Annotated in this window: 18 protein-coding genes; 10 read left to right on the top strand and 8 right to left on the bottom strand. The window is 71.3% G+C overall.

Annotation, left to right across the window (positions count from 1 at the left end; translation table 11 throughout):
- Positions 1–14: 14 nt before the first annotated feature.
- Positions 15–1,583, top strand: a complete 1,569-nt coding sequence (locus ACWD2L_RS10605) for an AbgT family transporter (protein ID WP_451188618.1) — start codon at positions 15–17, stop codon at positions 1,581–1,583.
- Between the two features lie 28 nt (positions 1,584–1,611).
- Positions 1,612–2,712 carry a DUF5937 family protein gene (locus ACWD2L_RS10610; RefSeq protein ID WP_451188621.1) on the top strand — a complete coding sequence of 367 codons (1,101 nt, stop codon included), beginning with the start codon at positions 1,612–1,614 and terminating at the stop codon, positions 2,710–2,712.
- A 132-nt stretch (positions 2,713–2,844) separates the two neighbouring features.
- On the opposite strand, the gene ACWD2L_RS10615 is transcribed toward ACWD2L_RS10610, so the two are convergent.
- Positions 2,845–6,009: an alpha-N-acetylglucosaminidase gene (locus ACWD2L_RS10615; protein WP_451188624.1), complete on the bottom strand. Its 3,165-nt coding sequence runs from the start codon at positions 6,007–6,009 to the stop codon at positions 2,845–2,847.
- Positions 6,006–7,943: a glycoside hydrolase domain-containing protein gene (locus ACWD2L_RS10620; protein WP_451188627.1), complete on the bottom strand. Its 1,938-nt coding sequence runs from the start codon at positions 7,941–7,943 to the stop codon at positions 6,006–6,008. Before ACWD2L_RS10620 ends, ACWD2L_RS10615 begins: the two co-directional genes overlap by 4 nt.
- A gap of 165 nt (positions 7,944–8,108) precedes the next feature.
- On the opposite strand from ACWD2L_RS10620, the gene ACWD2L_RS10625 reads away from it, so the two are divergent.
- Positions 8,109–8,939 carry an aldo/keto reductase gene (locus ACWD2L_RS10625; protein ID WP_451188630.1) on the top strand — a complete coding sequence of 277 codons (831 nt, stop codon included), beginning with the start codon at positions 8,109–8,111 and terminating at the stop codon, positions 8,937–8,939.
- A 21-nt stretch (positions 8,940–8,960) separates the two neighbouring features.
- Here the strand turns inward: ACWD2L_RS10625 and ACWD2L_RS10630 are convergent, their stop codons facing one another.
- Positions 8,961–9,569, bottom strand: coding sequence for a histidine phosphatase family protein (locus ACWD2L_RS10630; RefSeq protein ID WP_451188633.1), 609 nt, complete (start codon positions 9,567–9,569; stop codon positions 8,961–8,963).
- Positions 9,570–9,681: 112 nt separating this feature from the next.
- Positions 9,682–10,377 carry a type 1 glutamine amidotransferase domain-containing protein gene (locus ACWD2L_RS10635; protein ID WP_451188636.1) on the bottom strand — a complete coding sequence of 232 codons (696 nt, stop codon included), beginning with the start codon at positions 10,375–10,377 and terminating at the stop codon, positions 9,682–9,684.
- A gap of 123 nt (positions 10,378–10,500) precedes the next feature.
- Here ACWD2L_RS10635 and ACWD2L_RS10640 point away from each other — a divergent pair, with 123 nt between their 5' ends.
- The gene (locus ACWD2L_RS10640) at positions 10,501–11,247 is read left to right on the top strand and encodes an IclR family transcriptional regulator (protein WP_451188639.1); all 747 of its coding nucleotides are present in this window, start codon (positions 10,501–10,503) and stop codon (positions 11,245–11,247) included.
- 15 nt (positions 11,248–11,262) lie between these two features.
- Here the strand turns inward: ACWD2L_RS10640 and ACWD2L_RS10645 are convergent, their stop codons facing one another.
- Positions 11,263–12,225 (bottom strand): zinc-binding dehydrogenase, encoded by a 963-nt coding sequence (locus ACWD2L_RS10645; RefSeq protein ID WP_451188642.1) that lies wholly within the window; start codon positions 12,223–12,225, stop codon positions 11,263–11,265.
- A 77-nt stretch (positions 12,226–12,302) separates the two neighbouring features.
- On the opposite strand from ACWD2L_RS10645, the gene ACWD2L_RS10650 reads away from it, so the two are divergent.
- Entirely contained in the window at positions 12,303–12,986 is a 684-nt protein-coding gene (locus ACWD2L_RS10650; protein ID WP_451188645.1) for a TetR/AcrR family transcriptional regulator, read from the top strand.
- A gap of 19 nt (positions 12,987–13,005) precedes the next feature.
- Here the strand turns inward: ACWD2L_RS10650 and ACWD2L_RS10655 are convergent, their stop codons facing one another.
- Positions 13,006–13,377, bottom strand: a complete 372-nt coding sequence (locus ACWD2L_RS10655; RefSeq protein WP_451188648.1) for a YybH family protein — start codon at positions 13,375–13,377, stop codon at positions 13,006–13,008.
- Positions 13,378–13,509: 132 nt separating this feature from the next.
- Between ACWD2L_RS10655 and ACWD2L_RS10660 the strand changes: the two genes are divergently transcribed.
- Positions 13,510–14,391, top strand: a complete 882-nt coding sequence (locus ACWD2L_RS10660; protein ID WP_451188650.1) for a LysR family transcriptional regulator — start codon at positions 13,510–13,512, stop codon at positions 14,389–14,391.
- Positions 14,392–14,409: 18 nt separating this feature from the next.
- Here the strand turns inward: ACWD2L_RS10660 and ACWD2L_RS10665 are convergent, their stop codons facing one another.
- Entirely contained in the window at positions 14,410–16,116 is a 1,707-nt protein-coding gene (locus tag ACWD2L_RS10665) for an amidohydrolase (protein WP_451188653.1), read from the bottom strand.
- 204 nt (positions 16,117–16,320) lie between these two features.
- On the opposite strand from ACWD2L_RS10665, the gene ACWD2L_RS10670 reads away from it, so the two are divergent.
- Together ACWD2L_RS10670 and ACWD2L_RS10675 are read left to right on the top strand one after the other, a co-directional pair.
- The gene (locus ACWD2L_RS10670; RefSeq protein ID WP_451188656.1) at positions 16,321–16,533 is read left to right on the top strand and encodes a DUF1905 domain-containing protein; all 213 of its coding nucleotides are present in this window, start codon (positions 16,321–16,323) and stop codon (positions 16,531–16,533) included.
- Between the two features lie 36 nt (positions 16,534–16,569).
- On the top strand, positions 16,570–17,067 hold the full coding sequence (locus tag ACWD2L_RS10675; RefSeq protein WP_451188658.1) for a hypothetical protein: 498 nt from the start codon (positions 16,570–16,572) through the stop codon (positions 17,065–17,067).
- Between the two features lie 3 nt (positions 17,068–17,070).
- Here the strand turns inward: ACWD2L_RS10675 and ACWD2L_RS10680 are convergent, their stop codons facing one another.
- Entirely contained in the window at positions 17,071–18,090 is a 1,020-nt protein-coding gene (locus tag ACWD2L_RS10680) for an Lrp/AsnC family transcriptional regulator (protein WP_451188661.1), read from the bottom strand.
- A 159-nt stretch (positions 18,091–18,249) separates the two neighbouring features.
- Here ACWD2L_RS10680 and ACWD2L_RS10685 point away from each other — a divergent pair, with 159 nt between their 5' ends.
- Positions 18,250–19,647 (top strand): MFS transporter, encoded by a 1,398-nt coding sequence (locus tag ACWD2L_RS10685; RefSeq protein WP_451188664.1) that lies wholly within the window; start codon positions 18,250–18,252, stop codon positions 19,645–19,647.
- Positions 19,644–20,846 carry an amidohydrolase gene (locus ACWD2L_RS10690; protein ID WP_451188667.1) on the top strand — a complete coding sequence of 401 codons (1,203 nt, stop codon included), beginning with the start codon at positions 19,644–19,646 and terminating at the stop codon, positions 20,844–20,846. The genes ACWD2L_RS10685 and ACWD2L_RS10690 overlap by 4 nt, the downstream gene beginning before the upstream one ends.
- Positions 20,847–21,014 lie beyond the last annotated feature (168 nt).

The following is a 21,014-nucleotide window of genomic DNA, read 5'->3' on the forward strand; positions in this document are numbered from 1 at the left end:
TCCCAGGAGATTCCATGAGCGCGACCGCCCGCCGTGAGGCGCGACCCGAGCGCCCGCCCACCGGGGGCGGTGGCTCGCGGCTGCTCGACTTCATCGAGCGTGCGGGCAATGCGCTGCCGCACCCGTTCTGGCTCTTCTGGATCATGGCGGGCGTCGTCGCGGTCGTCAGCTGGGCGCTCGCCGCGGCCGGGACGCAGGTCGCCGACCCGTCCAAGGACGGCACCATCGCCGTCCGCAGCGCGATATCCGGCGACGCCGTCCGCGACCTCGTCAACGGCGCGGTGGACAACTTCGTCACCTTCGGCCCGCTCGGCACGGTACTCGTGGTGATGCTGGGCGTCGCCGTCGCCGAACGGGCCGGCCTCTTCGAGGCGTTGGCGCGACGCATGCTGTCCAACGTGTCCCCGCGCTGGGTCACGCTCGGCGTCGCCCTGTGCGGTGTGCTGTGCAAGTTCCTGTCGGACTCCGCGTACGTGGTGCTGATTCCGCTCGGTGCCATGGCCTTTCGAGCCGTCGGCCGCTCGCCCATGCTCGGCATGATCGTGGCCTTCGTGTCGATCAACGCCGCGGGCGACGCCAACCCGCTGATCACCTCCAGCGACGTGCTCTACGCCTCCGTCGCCACCGAGGCCGCACACCTGGTGGACGCCGACTTCGTCGTGCGGGCCACCGACAACGTGTACTTCTCCACGACCTCGGCTTTCGTCCTGGCCTGCACGGTCGCCTTCGTCACCGAAAAGGTGCTCACCAAGCGCGAGCATCTGCTCGTGCCGGACGCGGACCTGGAGGAGAAGGCCCGACAGACCGTCATCACCGCCGGAATCGACGACGCCACCGAGGTCCGCGCCCTCGAGCGCACCGGCCTGGCCGCGCTCGGCTACGCCGTCCTCCTCATCGCCGCGATGCTCCCGGCCGGCTCCCCGCTGCGCGGCAAGGGCGGCTCCATCGTCGAGTCGACCCTCCTCAACAGTGTGTCCGTCTTCGTCGCCGTGTTCTTCATCCTCATCGGCTACGTGTTCGGCCGGGCGACCGGCCGCATCGAGAGCAGTCGCGACGTGCCCGCCCTCATGGCCGAGGGAGTCCGTGACATCGCCCCGCTGCTCGTCCTCTTCCTCGCCGTCTCGCAGTTCCTCGCCCTGTTCCAGTGGACGAACATCGCCACTGTGCTCGCCGTGAAGGGGGCCGACTTCATCGAGCATCTGGGCGTGCCCACCCTCGTCCTCTTCCTCCTGCTGCTCATCGCGATCTCCCTGATCAACCTGCTGATCACCAGTGGCTCCGCCCTCTGGTCGCTGGTCGCCCCCGCTCTCATCCCGATGATGATGCTGCTCGGCACCAGCCCCGCCACCACCATGGCGCTCTACCGGATCGCCGACTCGTGCACCAACTCGATCAGCCCGATGGGCACCACCTTCGCCCTCGCCGTCGGCTATCTGCAGACACTGCGACGCAAGGCGGGCATCGGCACGCTGGTCTCCTTCACGCTGCCCGTCGCGATGGCGATGCTCGTGGTCTGGGTCGTCCTCTTCTTCGCCTGGTACCTGCTCGGCATACCGCTGGGGCCGGGCGCAGCGGTCCGATGACACGGGCGGATCTTCGTACCCTGATGTGGTGAGCATCATCATCGACGTCGGAGGACTCGGCCCCGCGGACATCGCGGCCGGGTCCTCCGCGCTGTCCGAACTCATGGCGAGCCTGCACATCCTCGCCGAACCCGAGCACCACCCCGAGGCCGCCGACTGGACCGCTCGCGCCGCAGCGGTGGACCCGGCACTCCGTGACGAGCTCGGCGTCTTCGCCCCGCTATGGGCGCGCTTCCGCTGCCGCCTCTTCTACCCTCGTAGGCTGCCCGTCGCGGCGGGTCTCCCGGAGGAACTGGCGGTCATCGAGGGCCTCTCCCGCACGGAATTCCTGGGCCTCGTCGCTCCCGGTGTGCTCGGTGCCACCTCCCGGCCCGCGCTCGGCGCCCACGAACTGTGCGCAGGCACGGAGACCGCCGAGGAGTACGTACGCCAGTGCCGGCGGCGCTCGCACTCCAGAGGCGACCTGGCCGCCGAACTGGTCGCGGATCCGGCGGCGTTCCGTGACCGGCTCCTCGCGGCCCTGCGCGCCGCCGATGCCGCGTTCTTCGCGGACGACTGGCGCACCCTGCGTCCCGTGCTCGACGACCACGTCCGCGAGGTTCGGCGCAGGCTCGCCCGGCGCCGCCCGCCTGCCGACGTGCTGACCGAACTGCTCCCCACCGCGTCGCGTGTCGGGCCGGGAGCCCGTATCCGGCTCGACAAGCTGCAGATCGACGAGGTGGTCGTCGGGCGGCGCCCACTCGTCCTCGTACCGTCGGTCCGTGTCTGGCCGCACCTCGTCGTCAAGGACGAGGACCCGTCCTGCGTCGTCGTCCAGTACGCCGTCCGCGGCGCGGTGCCTTCCGGTCCCGGCCAACTCTCCCTGCGCGCGCTGCACGACCGGCTCACGGCACTCGCCTCGCCCGGTCGGATGGAGCTGTGCCGGCACCTCCTCGGCGAGCCGATCACCACCTCCGAACTGGCCACGCGCTTGGGTTCCACCGAGCCCCAGGTCTCCCGCACTCTGCGTCAACTCCGCGAGGCGGGGCTGGTTCGCTCGACCCGCGACGGCAAACTCGTCCGCCATCGGTTGGCGACGGACGTCGTGCGGGCGTTGGGGGACGATGTGCTGGCGACGGTGATGCGGTGACGCTGCGCGGGGCCGGTGTGTGGGTGCTCGAGCGCGGACGTCAGGTGGCGGCGGATGGCGCCGAGGCCGCGGGGCTCTGCCCCGGACCTCGCGCCTCAATTGCCGGCGGGGCTTGAAATGGGCCCACGCGACTCAATCGCCGGCGGGGCTTGAATCGGCCCGGAACCCGGTGAACTCCGCGATACCCCGCGCCCCGTTCCCGCCGTTTGCCGCGCTCATGAACAGGCCCACGTCCTGTGCGGCGGAGGCCGCGCCCGTGGGGGTTGCCGTGCCGACCGTGGTCCATGTGGTGCCGTCGGGGCTGAACTCGCCCTTGTAGGCTGTGCCTTGGCGGGTGAGGCGGAGGTGGACCGGGGCCGTCACCGAGTTGCCCGCCGTCGCGACGGAGTCGAGGTGGCCGTTGCCGTCGGTGTCCCAGGACAGTGCGCAGCCGTTGGACGGAGTGATCGCGAGGTTGACGTATCCCGAACTTCCCTTCGTGGTGAGGTCGTTGCGTACGATCAGGCCCGCGCGCGCCCAGCCGCCCGTGCGGTCCTGGGCGGTGACCCGGACCGAGGCGGAGGACCCGTCCGGCAGGGCCCACGGGCGGTAGATCGCGCCGAACTCGTCCGTGCCTCCCCACAAGTCGGCTCCGCCGCCCTCGATGGCGAAGGTGTCGCCGGACTGGCCGAACACCGCGTCGTTGAACGACACCGTCCGGTACGGGTCCTTGACCCCGGTGCCGGTGAGGAGCCGGACCGCGTCGACCGCCGCGCCGCGCGCCGTGCCCATCCGGTACGTGGCGTCGGCGCGGACTTGGAGCACGAGTCCGTCCGCCGCGTCGCCCGTCAGAGAGACCGTGAAGCGTGCGGTGAAGGTGTCGCCGGGGGACACCGAGGCCGCGGCCACCTTGCCCTCCGCGCGGGCGGTCAGGCACTCGGGCAGGTCGAGCGAGAGGATCACGTCCCGCGCCGCCGCGAGGCCGTTGCGGTTGGTGAACGTGACAGAGATGGTGGTCGGCTTGTCCGTGGAGACGGCGGCGTGTGCGGCGGAGGCGGTCAGCGTGGCCTGGTGTGCGGCGCCCGCGAGGGTGTCGTGGATCCGGCGCGCGAGCCGCTCGACCGACCCCGAGGGGCGCCGCGGGTACGGCTCGTGCCCCTGTGCCCATGCGTCGTCCATCGCGAACCAGTCGATCTCGGCGGGTTCCCGCTCCTCGGTGAGTGCGGTTGCCAGTTCGGCGAAGTACCGGCGCCAGCGCGGGAGGTAGAGGCCGGAGACGAGGCCCGACCACTCCCGGTTGGCGTAGTCGCGCAGCCCTTCGTCGCTGCCGGCCCGGCCGCCCCAGGTCGTGAGGATCGACCGGGCGTCGTACTCCAGCCGGTCCTGTTCCGCGCGATCGGCACCCCAGGCGCGGGCCTCGGCGAGCCACCGGCCCAGCAGATGCTGCTCCGATGTGGCCAGTACGTCGTCGAGGAGCTTCATCCAGGCGAGCCACGTCCGCGTCAGCTTCCCGAACAGCGCCGCGTCGCGCACCTCGTACGCCGCGCTGATCTGCGGCAGCAGCACCCGGCTGCGGTTGGCGAGCACCTGCCGGGCGACGTCGAGCAGGTCGTACCGGTAGGCGGAGCTCTTCCGCAACTCCGGTCCTACATTGAGGAGTTCGGTCAGTGCCCGGTCGAAGGCCGCGGTGTCGTAGCGCTCCGACTGTGGGCTCCATGCCGCGGCCGACTGTACGTCCAGCGCCGGGCGGGCCGCGAACAGGCCGTCGGGTGCCTCGCTCCAGGAGTCGGTTCGGCGCATCCCGTATGCCGTTTCGCGCAACACCCGCCAGGCCGCGGCCGCGTGGCGGTCGGCGCCGCCGTAGCGGGACGCGGCCCACCGGCCGAACCAGTCGTCGAGCTCGATGCTGCCCGCTGTCCAGGCCAGGTCGCCGAGGAGTGCGAGCGCCGCGGGGTTGTTGTCGGCGCCCTCCGGCATCGCGGCGATCCCGGAGAGCCTGCTGCCGTCCTTGTCCCGCCAGCGCGGGTAACTCTCCACCCAGTCGGGCATGTTGGCGCCGAGCGCGGTGTGCCCGCCGAAGTTCCAGATACTGCCGTACGTGTACGGGGTGTCGCCCCAGTCGCTCTCCCGATCGGTCACCGTGGCGTACCGGTCGGAGAGGCCGTCGACGATGAGCATCCGGTCGCGGTCGACGGCGTCGAGGATCTCGCGGCGCGGATTGGTCTGCCAGCCGAGGATCGCCCACACGGCCTCGGGGTGGGCCGTGCGCAGGGTCTTCTCCACGGCGTGCGCGGCCTCGCCGACCGGCACGTCGCCGGGCAGGCCGCCCTCGTGCAGCAGGTCCATCTTGTACATGGAGGTGCCGCCGAGCCGTGTGTCGAGCCGGGCGTAGAACTCGGCGCCCACCTCGGTGAAGGCCTGGGTGCGCGGGTCGAGCCAGTCGGGACGCTTGAAGCCGCTCCAGGTGCCCTGGGGGACGACCTTCGCCCCGTCGACCCGCGCGGGGAAGCCGTCGGGCACGGTACCGAACCAGCCCGGCAGCACCGCCGTCATTCCCAACTCCCGCACCCGGTCGGCGATTTTGCGCCCGAGGTCGGCGCGCCGCTCCAGCAGGCGGCGGCTGATGGGGCCACCGAAACCGGACATGTTCTGCAACAGCCACCACGGTTGGTGTGCCGGCGCCGGGATCCAGGCCAGCAGCTCGGCCTCGGTGTACCCGAACCGTCGGAGCGTGTCGAAGTAGGCGGCCTCCACGCCGGTCGTCACCAGGACCTCGTTGAAGCCGTGCAGCGCGAGGACGTCCAGCTCGCGCTGCCAGGCGTCCCAGTCGCGGTAGGGGCCGGTGTAGCCGTCGTTGGTGTCGTTCAGGGCGAACCGGTGGGAGACGTTCGCCGAGGCCGTCAACTCACCACTCGGCGCGGGCAGTTGGCCCGTCAGGTTCAGCTGCTCGCCGTTCCAGGTGACGGAGGCGTGTGCGACATCGCGTAGATAACGGTGCAGACCCGCGAGGAGGACGGCCGGGGTCGACCCCTCGACGACGATGCGCCCGCGCGTGCCGGAGACCCGGAACCGGTCCGCCGCGCGCCCGCCGCTCGAGGGGCGGAAGGTGACCTGGTCGTGGTGGCGCGGCAACAGCCGGCGCAGCGCCGCGTCGGCGGGATCGGTGTCGAAGCCCTCGCTGTCGCCGGTGGCGGCGAAGGCGGGTGCGCCCGGCGTGGGCAGGGCGGCGGTGACGCCCAGCACGAGAGCCGTGCTCGACAGCAGGCGTCTGCGGCTCAGGCGGGGGCGGTTCGGGTGCTGCGGTGTGGGTCCTGTCACGAGGTCAACTCCCGAATGACGGCCGCCCTGGCCTGCTCGATGTCGGTGACGTCCTTGGTGCGGCCGTCGAGGTTCCTGGTGGCGAGGTCGAGGGCGGCTTTCAATGCGTCGCTGTCACCGCCGCTTCCGGTGTCCGCGAGCTTGTCCCGCAACTGCGCGATCAGCTCGAAGTCCTCGATGCCTTCTCTGAGTTGCTCCCACCGGATGCTCGACATCGGACCGTTGTCCCCCGGGTAGACGAGATACTCGTCGCCCTGGGTGAAGAGGTGCACCGGCTCCTTGAACGGGTCGGAGGTCCAGCTGTTCCACGACCAGCGCAGCAGCCCGTCGAGCTGTCGCCGGGCCGAGATCCACGGCAGCATCCGGGCCTCGACCGCGGGGGAGTAGGAGAAGGTGTTCGGGTGGTCCGGCACCCCGTACACGTAGTACGTGGTGATCTTGCCGGCCTTGCGGCGCTCCGCGATCTTCTCGGGTGTCATCTTGTCGATGCCGCCCCAGTCGACGGAGAGGTTCGAGGCGAGGGGCTCCGTGCTGATGGAACCGGCGACCGAGATGCGCCGGTCGAAGGCGGGCGCGACCTCGTGCACGAAGTCCCGTACGACCTTCATGGTCTCGACGGGCCGCTCGTCGAAGGACAGCCACGTGTGGTCGAGGCGCCCCGTGTCCCGCAGATGGTCCTCGAACTCCCGCAGAAAGGCACCCCACGCCTCGCGCCAGCGCTCGCCGCCCAACTCGACGTTCTCGTACGCCTTTTTGCCGGTGCGGGAGTCGACGTACGTCAGGTGTTCCTTGTCCTGGAAGGCCAGCATGGAGAACGCGCCGATGTCCGGGCCGAGCCCGGCCCGCTCGGCGGCGGTGACGTACTTGTCCCAGCGGTCGAAGTCGAAGCGGAACCGGTCGCCGTCCCAACTCCAGCCGACCATGCTGGAGTACGGGGTCGCCGTCTGCGACTTCGGTTCGCCCAGCGGCCACGGGTAGTGCCAGGGGTTCTCGACGACGGTGGTGTTGATGACCTTCTGTCCGCGGCTCGCCAGGTCCCGGTTGTACGTGTCGATGAGCTTCCAGTGCCGCGCCGACCACGGCGCGACGTGGTGCGCCTCGGCGATGGTGTCCGGCTGCGCCCAGACGTCCAGGAAGAACCGGTAGTCGGCCGGATCGGGCAGGGCCACGTCCGCGACCTCGATGGTCAGCGGGTAGCTGCTCTGGGTCTTCCCGTTCGCGGTGACGGCGACGGTCCCCTTGTACGTGCCGGCCGGAGTGTCCTTGGGGATGCGGAAGGTGAACCACAACGGCTGTGCGGCATACGCGGGTACGTCGACGGCCGAACGCTCCTCGAGCGCGTCGCCCACGACGTCCGGGTTGCGGTCGCCGGACACCTCGGTGGGGGAGCTCACCTGGTCGATGGTGGCGGACCAGTCCAGCTCCGACTTGGAGCGCTGCACGGGCACATATTTCACGAACCGCACCTGGGCGCGCCGGGCCGCGTCCCCGCCGAGCCGAACGCCCTTCGGGCCGGTCAGTTCACCGACGCGGGCCGAGACGCCGCGCAGTGGTGTCCCCGAAGCGATGGCGAGTTGGGCGGAGACCTGCTCGCCCCGCACCGCCGAAAGCTTCAGCTCCTTGGTGTCCTTGCCCTCGATCGCCTTCATCGGATACCTCGGTACCCGTACCTCCGCCGAGTTCGCGAACGCCCCGGTGGGCACCCATGTGACGGTGTCCCGGGTGCCCATCGCGTCGGCGACCTTCGCGGTGAGCCAGGTGGTGGTGGGCTTCTCCCGCGGATCGGAGCCGGATTCGGGCCCGCCGCTCGTGGCGAGCACCGTCGTGCTGGCGGCGACGAGCAGTCCGACGACGAAGCCCGCGATGAGGGAAGGGGGTTGGGCCCCACGCCGTCCCGGTCTTCGGGGTGAGATTCTTCGGGGTGAAATGTGCACGTATCATGTCCTTTGTTCGTTATGGAACCCGGACTGATTGCTGTCAATGTGCAATAGCGTGCTTGATTCGCCCCATGTTTGAGCACAAAACGTCAACGTGTCAACGGAAAAGCACTCGACCGACGGTGAAGATGCCGACCGTCGCCAGGTAAGGACACACGAGTCATGAGCACCACTCCCGAGGTCACCCTGAACAACGGCGTGACCATGCCGCAGCTCGGCTTCGGCGTCTTCCAGGTCCCCGATGACGAGGCGCACGCCGCGGTCACGAGCGCCCTGGAGGCCGGCTACCGCAGCATCGACACGGCGGCCCTGTACGAGAACGAAAAGGGCACCGGGCGCGCGATCGCCGACTTCGGTCTGGCCCGCGAGGATGTCTTCGTCACCACGAAGCTGTGGAACACGGAGCAGGGCCGGGACAACGCGCTCCGCGCGTTCGACGCCTCCCTTGAGCGGCTCGGCATGGACTACGTCGACCTGTACCTGATCCACTGGCCGGTGCCGTCGCGCGACAAGTACGTCGAGACGTGGCAGGCGTTCGAGGAGATCCTCGCCGGCGGCCGGGCCCGCGCCATCGGCGTCTCCAACTTCCTGCCGGAGCACCTGGACCGGCTCGCCGCCGAGACGTCCGTCGGCCCGGCCGTCAACCAGATCGAGCTGCACCCGCGCCTCCAGCAGAGCGAGCTGCGCGCGTACGACGCGGAGCACGGCATCGCGACGGAGGCGTGGTCCCCGCTGGGCCGAGGCAACGGCGTCCTGGACGACGAGATCGTCACCGCGCTCGCCCGCAAGCACGAGCGCAGCCCCGCGCAGATCGTGCTGCGCTGGCACCTCCAGCTCGGCAACGTCGTCATCCCGAAGTCGGTGACCCCGGCCCGCGTCCGCGAGAACATCGCCGTATTCGACTTCGAGCTGGCCGCGGACGACATGGCCGCGCTCGCTGGTCTGGAAACGGGTGAGCGCGTGGGCCCGGACCCGGCCGTCCTCGGGTCCTGACGTAGCCGGAGCCGCCGGGTCTCACCGACCGTGCGGTCGCCCCTCCCACAGCTCGAGCTCCCAGCCCAGCTGCGGTGAGCCGGTGAGGGTAACGATGCCCGTGTTGGTCAGCGGGTGGGCGGCGACGAACGCGACGTCCACGTTGCCCGCCCGCGCGGCCGTCCACGTCCGGATCACGGCGCCGTGGCTGACCATGGCCACGGTGTCCGCGCCCGTCCGGGCCGCCTCGGCGACCACGGCGTCGAAGCGGCCGAGCGTCTCCTCGCCGCTCTCGCCGCCGGGCATCCGCAGCGCGGTGTCGCCGGAGGACCAGGCGAAAGCGGTGTTGAGGTACTTCTGGGCGGACTCGTCGTCGCCGCGCATCTCCAGGTCACCGGCCGCGATCTCCCGGATCCCGTCCCGGACCACGACGTCGAGGCCGGTCGCCCGCGACAGGGGCTCGGCGGTGAGCTGCGTGCGGACGAGGGTGGAGGCGTACAGGGCGTCGATCCGCTCGTCGGCCAGCGTCCGGGGGAGCGCCGCAGCCTGCTCGAGGCCGAGCGGGGTCAGGCCGGGGCCCGGCGCCGCGGAGTCCAGGAGCCGCTTGAGGTTGGACGGGGTCTGGCCGTGACGTATGAGCAGCAGACGCATGCGGGGGAACCTCCACGAGACGAACGGGACACGTGTGTCCACTGTGACATCCGTGGAGGAAATCGGTGGTCAGGGCAGCTTTGTCAGTGGTCGGGCCAGGTTTCTCGAGTGGTCAGGCCAGCTTTTCCAGCAGCTTGGCCGCGAGCGGGCCGGCGGAGGCCGGATTCTGCCCGGTGACCAGGGTGCGGTCGACGATTACGTGGGGCGCCCACGGCTCACCGACCCGGACATTCACACCGGCCTCGGTCAGCCGGTCCTGGAGCAGCCACCGCGCCTTGTCGGCGAAGCCTGCCTGGGCCTCCTCGACGTTGGTGAACGCGGCGACGTCGTAGCCGGCGAACGCGTTGCTGCCGTCGGCCTTCGTGGCGGCGAGTATCGCGGCGGGCGCGTGGCAGACGACACCGAGCGGCTTGCCGGACTCCAGGGTGCGGGTGAGCAGAGCGCCGGATTCGGTGTCGGAGGAGAGGTCCTCCATCGGGCCGTGGCCGCCGGGGTAGAAGACGGCCGCGTAGTCGTCCAGGTTCACCTCCTCCAGCTTGATGGGGGAGCGCAGCTCGGCGTTCGAGGACACGGCGGCGGCCATCCGCACGGCGTTCTCCTGGCCGTCGTTGAACTCGGGCGCGAGGCTGCCCGCGTCGACCGTCGGGACGACGCCGCCCGGCGTGGCCACGACCACCTCGTACCCCGCCGTCTTGAACGCGTCGTACGGGGCGATGGCCTCCTCGGCCCAGAAGCCGGTGGGGTGCTGGGTGCCGTCGGCCAGGGTCCAGTGGTCGGCGCCGGTCACCACGAAAAGGATCTTCGACATGGGGTGCTCATCTCCGCGGGAATCGTCGGTAAACGTCGGGAATCACCGGGTCGGTGATGTCTTGATGTCTACGAACGTAGGGCCGGGGGCCGCGGCGGACCAGCGGTGGGCTACCGTGCCCGCGTGGCAGAGCGGATCCAGGCGGTGGAGCGGGCGGCGCTGGTCCTGCGGCTGCTCGCGTCCGGGCCCCGGCCGTTCGGGGTGACGGAGCTGGCCCGCGCGATGGGGCTGCCCCAGGAGTCCCTGCACGGGATTCTCGGCACGCTGGTCGCGGCGGGCCTGGTGGAACGGGACCCGGCCACGGCCAAGTACCGGATCGGTGCCTCGCTGCTCCACCTGAGCAACGGCGACCTCGACACGAACGAGCTGCGCGCCCGCTCCCTGCACAGCGCCGACACCCTCGCCGCACGCAGCGGCGAATCGGTCTGGATCGCCACCCCGCACGACGGTGCGGCCCTTGTCGTCCACCACGTCTTCCGCCCCGACGACAGCGCCCAAGTCCTGCGTATGGGCGCGCACTTGCCGCTGCACGCCTCGGCCGTGGGCAAGACGCTGCTCGCCTTCGACCACGACCTGGACATACCCGAGAAGCTTCCGGCCCGCACCGGCCGCAGCCTCACCGAACACGCCGCCCTGGCCGCCGAGTTGTACGAGATACGCCACCGCGGCTGGGCCGCCTCCGTCGACGAACACGAGGACGGCAAGGCCGCGATCGGCGCCCCGCTCCGCGACGCCTCGGGCCGAACGGTCGGCGCGATCAGCATCGCCGGCCCCACCCACCGCCTCACCGAAGCCGGCCACGCCCGGGCGGACCTCGCGGCGCAGGTCACGGACGCGGCGGGCGAGATCGGCAGAGCGCTGGCGCGCTGAGCGGGTCGAGCGGTCTCAGGGCACGAGCACGATCCGGCCGAAGGCCTCACCGTTGTCCATCAACTGGTGCGCACGCACGGTCTCTTCCAGAGGGAGTACCGCGTGCACCACCGGGTCCAGGGCGAGGTCTCCCGCGAACAGCTCGGTGCGCAGGGCGCGTTGGTCGGCCGCGGGCACGGTGTCGGCGCTGAAGGTGGCGAACGACAACGACTTCTGGAACGCCGCCGCCATGTGTGCGACGAGGTCCGCGGGCGGCGGCCCCGCGATCACGCCGATCGCCACCAGGCGGCCGTTTGGGTTGAGACGGTCGAGGAACGTGGGCATGTCCGGTCCGCCGATGATGTCGATGACGACGTCGTAGCCCTCCGGCGCGTCCTCGTCGGTGGAGGCCCCGGCGCGGTCCAGTACGTGGGTCGCGCCCAGCTTGCGCAGGCGATCGCCGCGCTCGGCCGACGACGTCGTGACCGCCACCGCGCTCGCCCCGCCGCGCGCCGCGAGCTGCACCGTAGGGATCCCGAGGCTGCCTGCCGCGCCGCGTACGAGGATGGACTCACCGGGAGCGAAGTGGGCGTGGCGAAGGGCGAAGTGCGCGACCACGGCGGAGGTGCCGAGCGTCACCGCGTCGGCGCCGGACCGGTCCGCGGGCAGCGGGAGGACCGCGTCCACGGCGGCTACGGCCTGCTCGGCGTAGCCGCCGCCCGTGCCGGTGAACGCCCATACGCGCCGGCCCACCCACGAGGCGTCCACACCGGAGCCGACCGCGGTCACGGTGCCCGCCACCTCGCTGCCCGGCACGTGGCCCTCCCGGAACAGGCCGTACGCGGCGAGGGCGCCGCTGCGGATCAGGGCGTCGACCCCGCCGACGCCAATGGCCTCGGTGGCGACCAGCACCTGCCCGGCGGCGGGGACAGGGGCGGGCAGGTCGACGACCGCCATGCCTTCGGGGCGCCCGAATTCCTTGATCGCGATGGCCTTCACGGTGACTCCTCAGTGTCTGCGGGTGAGGCCTTCGGACGCTAGCGGACGCCCCCGTCCGTTTGAGTAAAGTGAGAGAGGTGACCGAACGATTGCCTCAGACGCTGCGCTCCGACGCCCTCGACAACCGCGAGCGGATCCTCGACGCGGCACGGGCCGTGTTCGCCTCCGAAGGCCTGAACGTGCCGATGCGGGAGATCGCCCGCCGCGCCGAGGTCGGCCCCGCCACCCTCTACCGCCGTTTCCCGACCAAGCAGGAGCTGGTCACGGAGGCCTTCACGGAGGAGATGCAGGTGTGCCGCAGGCTCGTCGACGAAGGGCTCGCCGACCCGGATCCGTGGCACGGCTTCCGCCACGTGGTCGAGGAGACCTGCGCGATGCACGCCCGCGACCGAGGGTTCACCGAAGCCTTCGTGTCGGCCTTCCCCAAGGCCCTGGACTTCGCCGAGAACCGCGCGTACACGTTGAAGGCCATCGCCGAGATCGCCCGCCGCGCCAAGGACGCAGGACATCTGCGCCCCGACTTCGTCCTGGACGACCTGATCCTGATGATCATGGCCAACCGAGGCATCCAGGCCGGATCACCCGCCGCCCGCGTCGCCGCCTCCCGCCGCTTCGCCGCCTTCGTGATCGAGGCCTTCGCGGCGTCCCCGGTCAGGCGCGGCGAACTCCCGCCGGTGGCGCGACTGGCGCCACTGCTGACAGTGCAGGCAGAAGCTTCCCAGGCTCCGATGTGCGGGGTCCGGACCGACGGCCGGTCGTAAGACCCGGGCCGGCGGCCGGTCAGCGCGTCGGCGGTGCGAACTCGGGCTGGTCGATGAAGCGCAGCCAGCTGCCGTCCGGCTGGCGGCGGACGACCTGGGCGCGGGCACCGGTGCCGTCCTTCGGCGGTGTCGACGTCAGAGCGATGTCGCCGCTGATGAGGGTGGGCAGCGGCTGTTCCGGTTCGAAGCGGGGGCGGTTCGCCAGCACCTTCGCCCACAGCTCGCGGATCGCCTCCCGACCGACCGTCTCCTGGCCGGGCGGGTAGGCCAGCACCGCGTCCGCTTCGTAGAGCGCGGCGACGCCGGCCGCGTCGCCCGCGTTGGAGCGCTCGACGAACAGGCGGGTGATGTCCTCGGGACGCATGGCCTTCTCGTACGCGGACTCCGGCATGGTTCCTCCTGGTGTCGGTTCCGGGCTTGGTGCTTTCAGCTTCGGCGTGCGACGGTGAGAAGTCCAACAGATGGTTTTGCTAAAAACTAGAAACTGTAGTTGTGGTCACGGTGTGGACGTGGAGGGCGTGTCATGGAGCTGAGGCAGCTCGAGTACTTCGTCGCGGTCGCCGAGGAGCGGAACTTCACGCGCGCCGCCGAACGCGTACACATCAGCCAGTCCGGCGTCAGCGCGCAGATCCGGCAGCTGGAGCGCGAGCTCGGGGCGGAGCTCTTCGACCGCTCGTCCCGCACCGTCACGCTCACCGTCGCGGGCAAGGCCGCGCTCGAACACGCCCGCTCCACCCTCGCCGCGGCCGGCACGGTCGGCCGGGCTGTGGCCGAGGTGTCCGAACTGGTCAGGGGGCGGCTCGCCGTCGGCATGGTCATCGGCTGCACCATCACGCCGCTGTTCGACGCCCTCGCCGCGTTCCACGACGCGCACCCGGGAGTCGAGCTCTCGCTGCTCGAGGACGGCTCCGACCGGCTCGTCGAGGGGGTGCGCGCGGGCGAGGTCGACCTGGCGCTCATCGGCGCCGCGCACACCACCCCCGACGGCCTCGACGCGCTGACCATCGTCGACGAACGGCTCGTCGTGGCGGTCCCGGCCGGGCACCCGCTGGCGAAGCAACGGCGCGTCGCACTCAGGGACTTGATGGACCACCCGATCGTCTGCATGCCGCCCGGCACCGGCCTGCGTACGGTCCTCGACCGGGCCTGCACCGCGCAGGGGCTGCACCCCACGATCGCGCTGGAGGCGAGCGCGGCGGACTCCATCGCCGCGCTCGCCGACCGCGGCCTCGGCGTCGCCGTCCTGAGCGAGTCGATGGCCGCCGGTCACCGCGAGCGGCTCAATGCCCGCACCATCGACGACGTCGACGCACCGGCGCTGCTCGCCCTGGTCTGGAAGCGGGCGCACAACCCGGCGCTGCGTGAGCTGCTGGAGCACGCTCGGCGGGCGTTCGCATCGGCGTGACGCCCAGCCGGCCGTGCGTCACAGCTCACCGTACTCGCCGACCCGCTTCCCCGCGACCCACGTCTGCAGCACCTTCGTCTGCCACACCGCCCGGCCTGACGGCAGGTCGAAGGGGTCGGTGTCGGTGAGGACGAAGTCGCCCCACTTGCCCGGCTCCAGCGTGCCGAGGGCATGTTCCTGGTGTGCCGCGTGTGCGGGTTCCACCGTGTACGAACGCAGCGCCTCCACCGGCGTCATGGCCTGCTCCGGGTACCAGCCGCCGGCCGGCTTCCCGTCCCGGTCGGTGCGGGTGGTGGCGGCGTGCAGACCGTCGAAGGGGTTCTCGGACGAGACGGGGAAGTCCGAACCGGAGGGCAGGTGCGTGCCCTGGTCGATGAGGGTGCGCCAGGCGTAGGCGCCCTTGATGCGCTCGGCACCGATCCGGTCCTCGGCCATGTTCATGTCGTCGGTGGCGTGCACCGGCTGCATCGACGCGATGATGCCGAGCCTGCGCAGCCGCGGGATGTCCTCGGGCGAGAGCACCTGTACGTGCTCGATACGGTGCCGCATCCCGGCGTCGCCGACGCGCCGGAACGTCTGCTCGTACGCGTCCAGGACAACGCGGTTGCCGCGGTCGCCGATGGCGTGCACCGCCGACTGGTAGCCGCCGCGCACCACTTGCTCGACGCGGCGCCGCAACTCCTCCGGCTCCACCTGCAACAGCCCGCTGGTGTCCGGGTCGTCGGCGTACGGTGCGAGAAGCGCGGCGCCGTGGCTGCCGAGCGCGCCGTCGATGTACTGCTTGACGGTGCGGATGCGGATCATGTCGTCGGCGTAGGAGTCGGTGCGTGCGTCGGCGCCGATGTCGGTGAACGCCTGGTAGGAGAGGAAGGCGTTCACGCGGATCGTCAGCGCGCCCTCGTCCGCGAGTTGACGCAGCACGACGACACCGCTCGCGTCCGTGCCGGCATCCGACACGGACGTCATGCCGACGCTGCCGAGTTGCTTCTGCGCGGCGAGCGCACGGGCCCGTACGTCCTCCAGCGTGGGCTCGGGCAGCTTGTCCTCCACGAGTGACTGCGCGGCGTCGATGAGGACTCCGGTCGGGTTGCCGGCGCCGTCGCGCACGATGCGGCCACCGTCGGGATCGGGGGTGTCCGCGGTGACCCCCACGGCTTTCAGCGCCGCCGAGTTGGCGACACCGGCGTGCCCGTCCACGCGGCCGAGCCACACCGGCCGGTCGTCGACGACCGCGTCCAGATCGGTGGCGTTGGGCAGCCGGCCGAGCCCCCACACGACCTCGTTCCAGCCGCGGCCGAGGATCCACGCGTCGTCGGGGTGCGCGGTGTCGTACGCGGCGAGCCGGTCCATCGCCTCCTCCAGGGAACGGGTCCCGACGAGGTTCAGCTCGACGGCGAGGGCGCCGAGCCCCCACAAGTGCCCGTGCGCGTCGTGCAGTCCGGGCAGCAGGACGCAGCCGCGGCCGTCGAGGCGGCGTATGCCCTTGGGGGACGCGCCGATGTCGAGCGCGGCGACACGCCCCTCGGGGGTGAGCAGCAGCCGGGAGAATCTGCGCAGCTTGCCGCGCGAGAGTGTGTAGCCGCGCACGTTGTCGACGAGCAGGGGACCCGGCCTTTCGGCCTTCGCCGGCCGGGAAGCGGCGGCGGCCGACCCGGCGAACGCACCGGACACGGCCACCGCGGCGGCCCCGGCACCCGCAAGTTGCAGGAACCGCGCGCGGCTCATGCGGGGCGTACGCGGTGTGGGACAGCAGGACTCACACATTCGACGTCTCCCTACAACAAGGTTTGCGGCCTGGAGAGTTGGCCACAAGATGATCGAATCGAATCACGCACCGAAGCTAAGCAGTCACTGCCTGGTGGTCAAGATCCCCTACGCTTCCGATTGGGCGGCCTTGCGAGACGGCCCTTGCGGGAACGGGAGCGGCACATGAAGTTCAGGACCTACGTGGAACCGCCGGAGCCGATGCACGGCCTGGAGGTCCCTCCGGAGCTCGTGGACGAGCTCGGCGGCGGCAAACCGCCCCCGGTGGTCATCACGGTCAACGGACACACCTGGCGCAGCAGAGTCGCCATCATGCGTGGCCGCTGTCTGCGTAGGGCCGGTCGTTTGGATCGCGCCCCGGCGGAGCGCCGCAAGTAGGTGCATGTGGCAGGCGATTCGTCCTAGGCTGGTGTCATGGGGGATACCAGGGTTGTTCCTGAACGCCGAAGGCTGGGGCGGAGCCTGACATGGACCGGCTTCCTGCTCCTGTTCGTCACGTTGCTGGTGTATGCGATCCATGCGCAGAGCACAGGGTCCTGGGCCCCCTGGGACACGGACTCCGCGAGGAAGTCGGAGCCGCATGCGACCGCTCCTCCGGTGCCCACGGACGATTCGTCCGACGGCTCTTCCATGCGTCCGACCGGCGGGGCGTCGGCGACGCCTGGCCCGTCGGAGTCGCCCTCCAGTGGGGCCCCGGCCGGTCAGGAACCTCCCGCACCACCGGCCTACGAGGCCCCCGCGGAGCCGACCGCGAGCTCCAACAGCACTGCGGAGATCATCAAGGCGGTCGCCTACCTGATCGGTGCGGTGGGTGGCGTGGCGTCGACGCTCCTGGGTCAGATCATGCTCATGCGGGGACGTCGTCAGGAGGCGACGTCCGAACCTGCCACGTCCGTGCGCACCCCGCAGTGATGCTCACCAGGGACTGATCGGACGAACGCCGATACGTCTGCCGTCCTCGTCCAGCAGGTGGCCCATGCGCTTGACGGTGTGCAGACCAACGATGCGGTCGGTGACCTCCAGGGTCGGAAGTCGCGCGCCCAGGGCGGTCTCGCGGCGCTGGATGTCACTGAGGTCGCGCACCCACAGGGTGGCGAAGACGTTCGTCCGTCCGGTGACCGCGGCGACGAGACGGCACTCGGGCAGTGCGGCGAGGGCGCGGTGGACGGCGGCGATGTCCCGGGCCGGGACGCGGCCGAGCAGTGAGACCGGGAGCGGCCGCCCCGCGAGCGCGTTCGCCATGTCGCAGCGGAAGGTGAGGACACCCGAGTCGGTCAGCCGGTGCAGGCGGCGGCGCACGGTGGCGGGACTTGTGTCGGTGTGTTGGGCGAGCGCCGCGAGGCCGAGGCGGCCGTCGCCGACCAGGGCTTCGAGCAACCCCCGCTCCACCGCGTCGAGTTCGACGGACGGCGTGGGTTCGGACGGGCGCGCGCCGGTCCGGCCCAGCGCGGTGACCTGCGCCGGGTCCAGCGAGCGGAGCCGCCAGCGACTGCCCTCCACGTAGAGGGACGTGGCGAAGAGGCAGTCGACGGAGGTGACATCGGGCAGCGGCTCCAGGTGTGTCGTCACGAACCGGGTGAGCGCGGGCAGATCGGGGGCGAGCACGTCGATGAGCAGATCGGCGCTGCCGGGCCCGGTGAGTTCGATGGTCACGGCCTCGGCCCGCTCGCACAGCTGCTGAGCGACCCGTGCGCGCGTGCCGGGCCTGCAGCGGACCAGGACGAACGCCGTGCAGCGCGTGCGTGAGAACTCCCGCCCCGGCGCCGCGTACACCCAGGCGAGCCCTTCCTCGATCAGCCGCTCCCAGCGGCGGGCGAGGGTGCTCGCGGTGACGCCCAGCGGTGCCGCGAGTTCGGTCCAGGAGGCGCGGGGGCGCAGCTGGAGGGCGTTGACGAGTGCGAGGTCCAGCTCGCTCGTGGTGACCGTTTCTCGCATCGCGCATCCCCTCGCTGCTCGTTTCCGAAGAATCCGCGGCCCGTCGCGACCGCAGCCCGCACAGTAGCCACCGCATTCGATTCCGGCCAGCTTCGATTCCGGCCGGTCATGAGAAGGGCGTCTCCTATGGGCACAGGTGCGGGCACACACGGATCAGTGGTGGGAACCGGCCGCGGCATGCTCGGCGCGATGGCGGTCGTCGTCGTGTTCAGCGGCGTCGTCCAGGGCTATCTCACCCCGCTCCTACCGGAGTTGGGGCGGCGGCTTGGTATCGACGGAGTGGCCCAGAACAACCTCTATCTGCTGTCGCAGTGCGCGTTCGCGGTGCTCACCCCACTGCTCTCGCGCCTCGGCGACCTGTACGGGCACCGGCGGCTGCTGCGGGTGGCGCTCACGATGGTCGCGGCCGGCTCGCTGCTGATGGCGCTGTGGCCGACGGTGGTGACGCTCGCCCTCGGGATGGTGCTGCAAGGAGCGGTGGTCGGATTCTTCCCGCTGCTCGCGGGGATCCTGCGCTCCCGAGCCCCCGGGCGCGGCCGCACCGGGATGTCGCTCCTCGTCGGCGCCCTCCTGATCGCCATCGGAGTGGGCGGCCTCGTGGCGGGCGCCCTCAGCGAGCGGCATGCCGAGACAGGACTGTGGGCGGCGGTACCGGTCGCGGTGCTCGCCATGGCCGCGGGCCTCGTACTGCCGGACAGCGACGGGGAGTTCGGCGGCCGGTTCCACTACGGGGCGGCGGCGCTGCTGACCATCGGCCTCGTCGCGCTGGTCCTGGTGCTCGCGCAGGGCGGTACGTGGGGATGGACCTCGGCGAGCTCCCTGGGAACGGGCGCCCTCGCGGTGGTGGTGTTCCTCGCCTGGGTGACCGTGGAGCGCCGCGCGGACCAGCCGCTGGTGAGCATCCGCATGCTGCGGGACCGGCGGCTCGCGGCGGTCAGCGCGCACACGTTCTGCGCCGCCTTCGGGTGCATCGGCTTCCTCGGTGCCAACGCCCTCTTCCTCGGCGCGGACCCGGACGCTGTCGGGTACGGCATGGGGCTCGGCCCGCAGTCCATCGCGACGGTGTCCCTGGCCATGGTGGTGCTGGGCTTCGTCGGCTCCACGGCCACCCCGCGCCTGGCCCGCCGTATCGGCGACCGCGCCGTCCTGGTCGCCGGGGGCGCCCTCGTCGGGCTCGGCTTCCTGGGCATGATCCTCTTCCACGCCACGCTCCCGCAGTACGTCGCATCGGCGCTCGTCGTCGGCCTCGCCACCGGTGTCTTCGAGTCGATCACGCGGACCCTGTCGGCGGAGATCGTGCCCGAGCGGCAGACCGCGCTCGCCGTCGGCATCAACGAACTCGCGCTGTCGCTGGGCGCGGCGATCGGCGCCGCCGTACTCGGCGGCCTCTTCTCCGCACACCAACTCGGCGGCCACATCGCGCTCTCCGGCTATCTGTGGGGCTGGGGCACCTGCGCCGCGGTCGCGCTGCTCGGCGGGGCGCTCGCACTGCTGTACGGAGGCGGCGCCACGGCCGAGAAGGTCGTACGCACGGACACGAAGGAGGCACTCGCATGAGGGCACCGTCCTCCCTGCACGACGAGGTGACACAGGCGGTCCAGGCCTGGCGCGAACGGCTCATCGCGCTGAGCCACAGCCTGCACGCCGAACCCGAGACCGCCCTCGAGGAACACCGCTCGGCCACGAAGATCGCCGAATCCCTCGACGATGCCGGCTTCACGGTCACCCGCCCCCTCGACTCGCTGCCCACCGCGCTCGACGCGACGTACGGCAGCGGTGAGCTGGTGCTCGCCTTCTGCGCCGAGTACGACGCGCTGCCCGGCATCGGCCACGCCTGCGGGCACAACGTGAACGGCGCGGCGGCGGTCGGCGCGGCACTCGGGCTCGCGGCCGTCGCCGACCGGCTCGGCGTCACCGTACGGCTCATCGGCACCCCCGCCGAAGAGGACATCGGCGGCAAGGTGCTGCTCATCGACGCGGGTGTCTTCGACGACGTGGCAGCGGCACTCATGGCACACGCTGCACCGGAGGACACCGTCGGAGCCTCCTCCCTCGCGATCGGCGCCTGGGACATCACCTACCGGGGCCGGCCCGCCCACGCGGCCCTCGCGCCGTGGGAGGGCGTCAACGCGCTCGACGCGCTGACCGTTGCCCAGACCGCGATCGGCGTGCTGCGCCAGCAACTGCCGCCGGGCTCCCTGGTCCACGGCATCGTCACCGACGGCGGCCGGGCCCCGAACGTCATTCCCGACACCGCCGCGGCCCGCTACGAGGTACGGGCCCCCACCATCGAACAGCTCACGGCGGTCAAGCGCCGGGTCCGCGCGTGCTTCGAGGCGGGCGCCCTCGCCACCGGCGCCCAGCTCGAACTCGTCCCGCACGGCCGGGACTTCGAGGACCTGCGCCAGGACCCGTTCCTGACCGAGGCCTACGCTTCTGCAGCCCGCTGCCTCGGCCGCACCCCGCTGTCCCGGCACGGCGCCACCACCGCGTCCACCGACATGGGCAACGTCTCCCGCCTCCTGCCCGCGATCCACCCCACCATCGGCTACGACACCGCGGGCGCGAGCCAGCACACGGTCGAGTTCACGGCACACGGCACCACCCCCGGCGCAGACCTCGCCGTGACCGACGCGGCGGCGGCGCTGGCCCTGGCGGCCATGGCCGCGGCAACGGACGAGGGACAGCGGAGCCGGCTGCTGGCCGGTGTCGAGCGGCGTAGGGCCCACCGGCAGGACGCGCCCGGCCCCGCCTGAACGGGGCCAGGTACACACGCACGACACACTGCCGCAACAAACCCTCGCGGAACGACACTTCGGCGCCGTCCGACATTCGAGCGCGGCTTGACGAAACGGCCCCGCGGACGGCTCAATTGGTCCATGACTGCCCAGCGCTTGGTCTCGCGTGACCACATCGACTTCGGT

Source organism: Streptomyces sp. NPDC002754 (assembly GCF_053592315.1).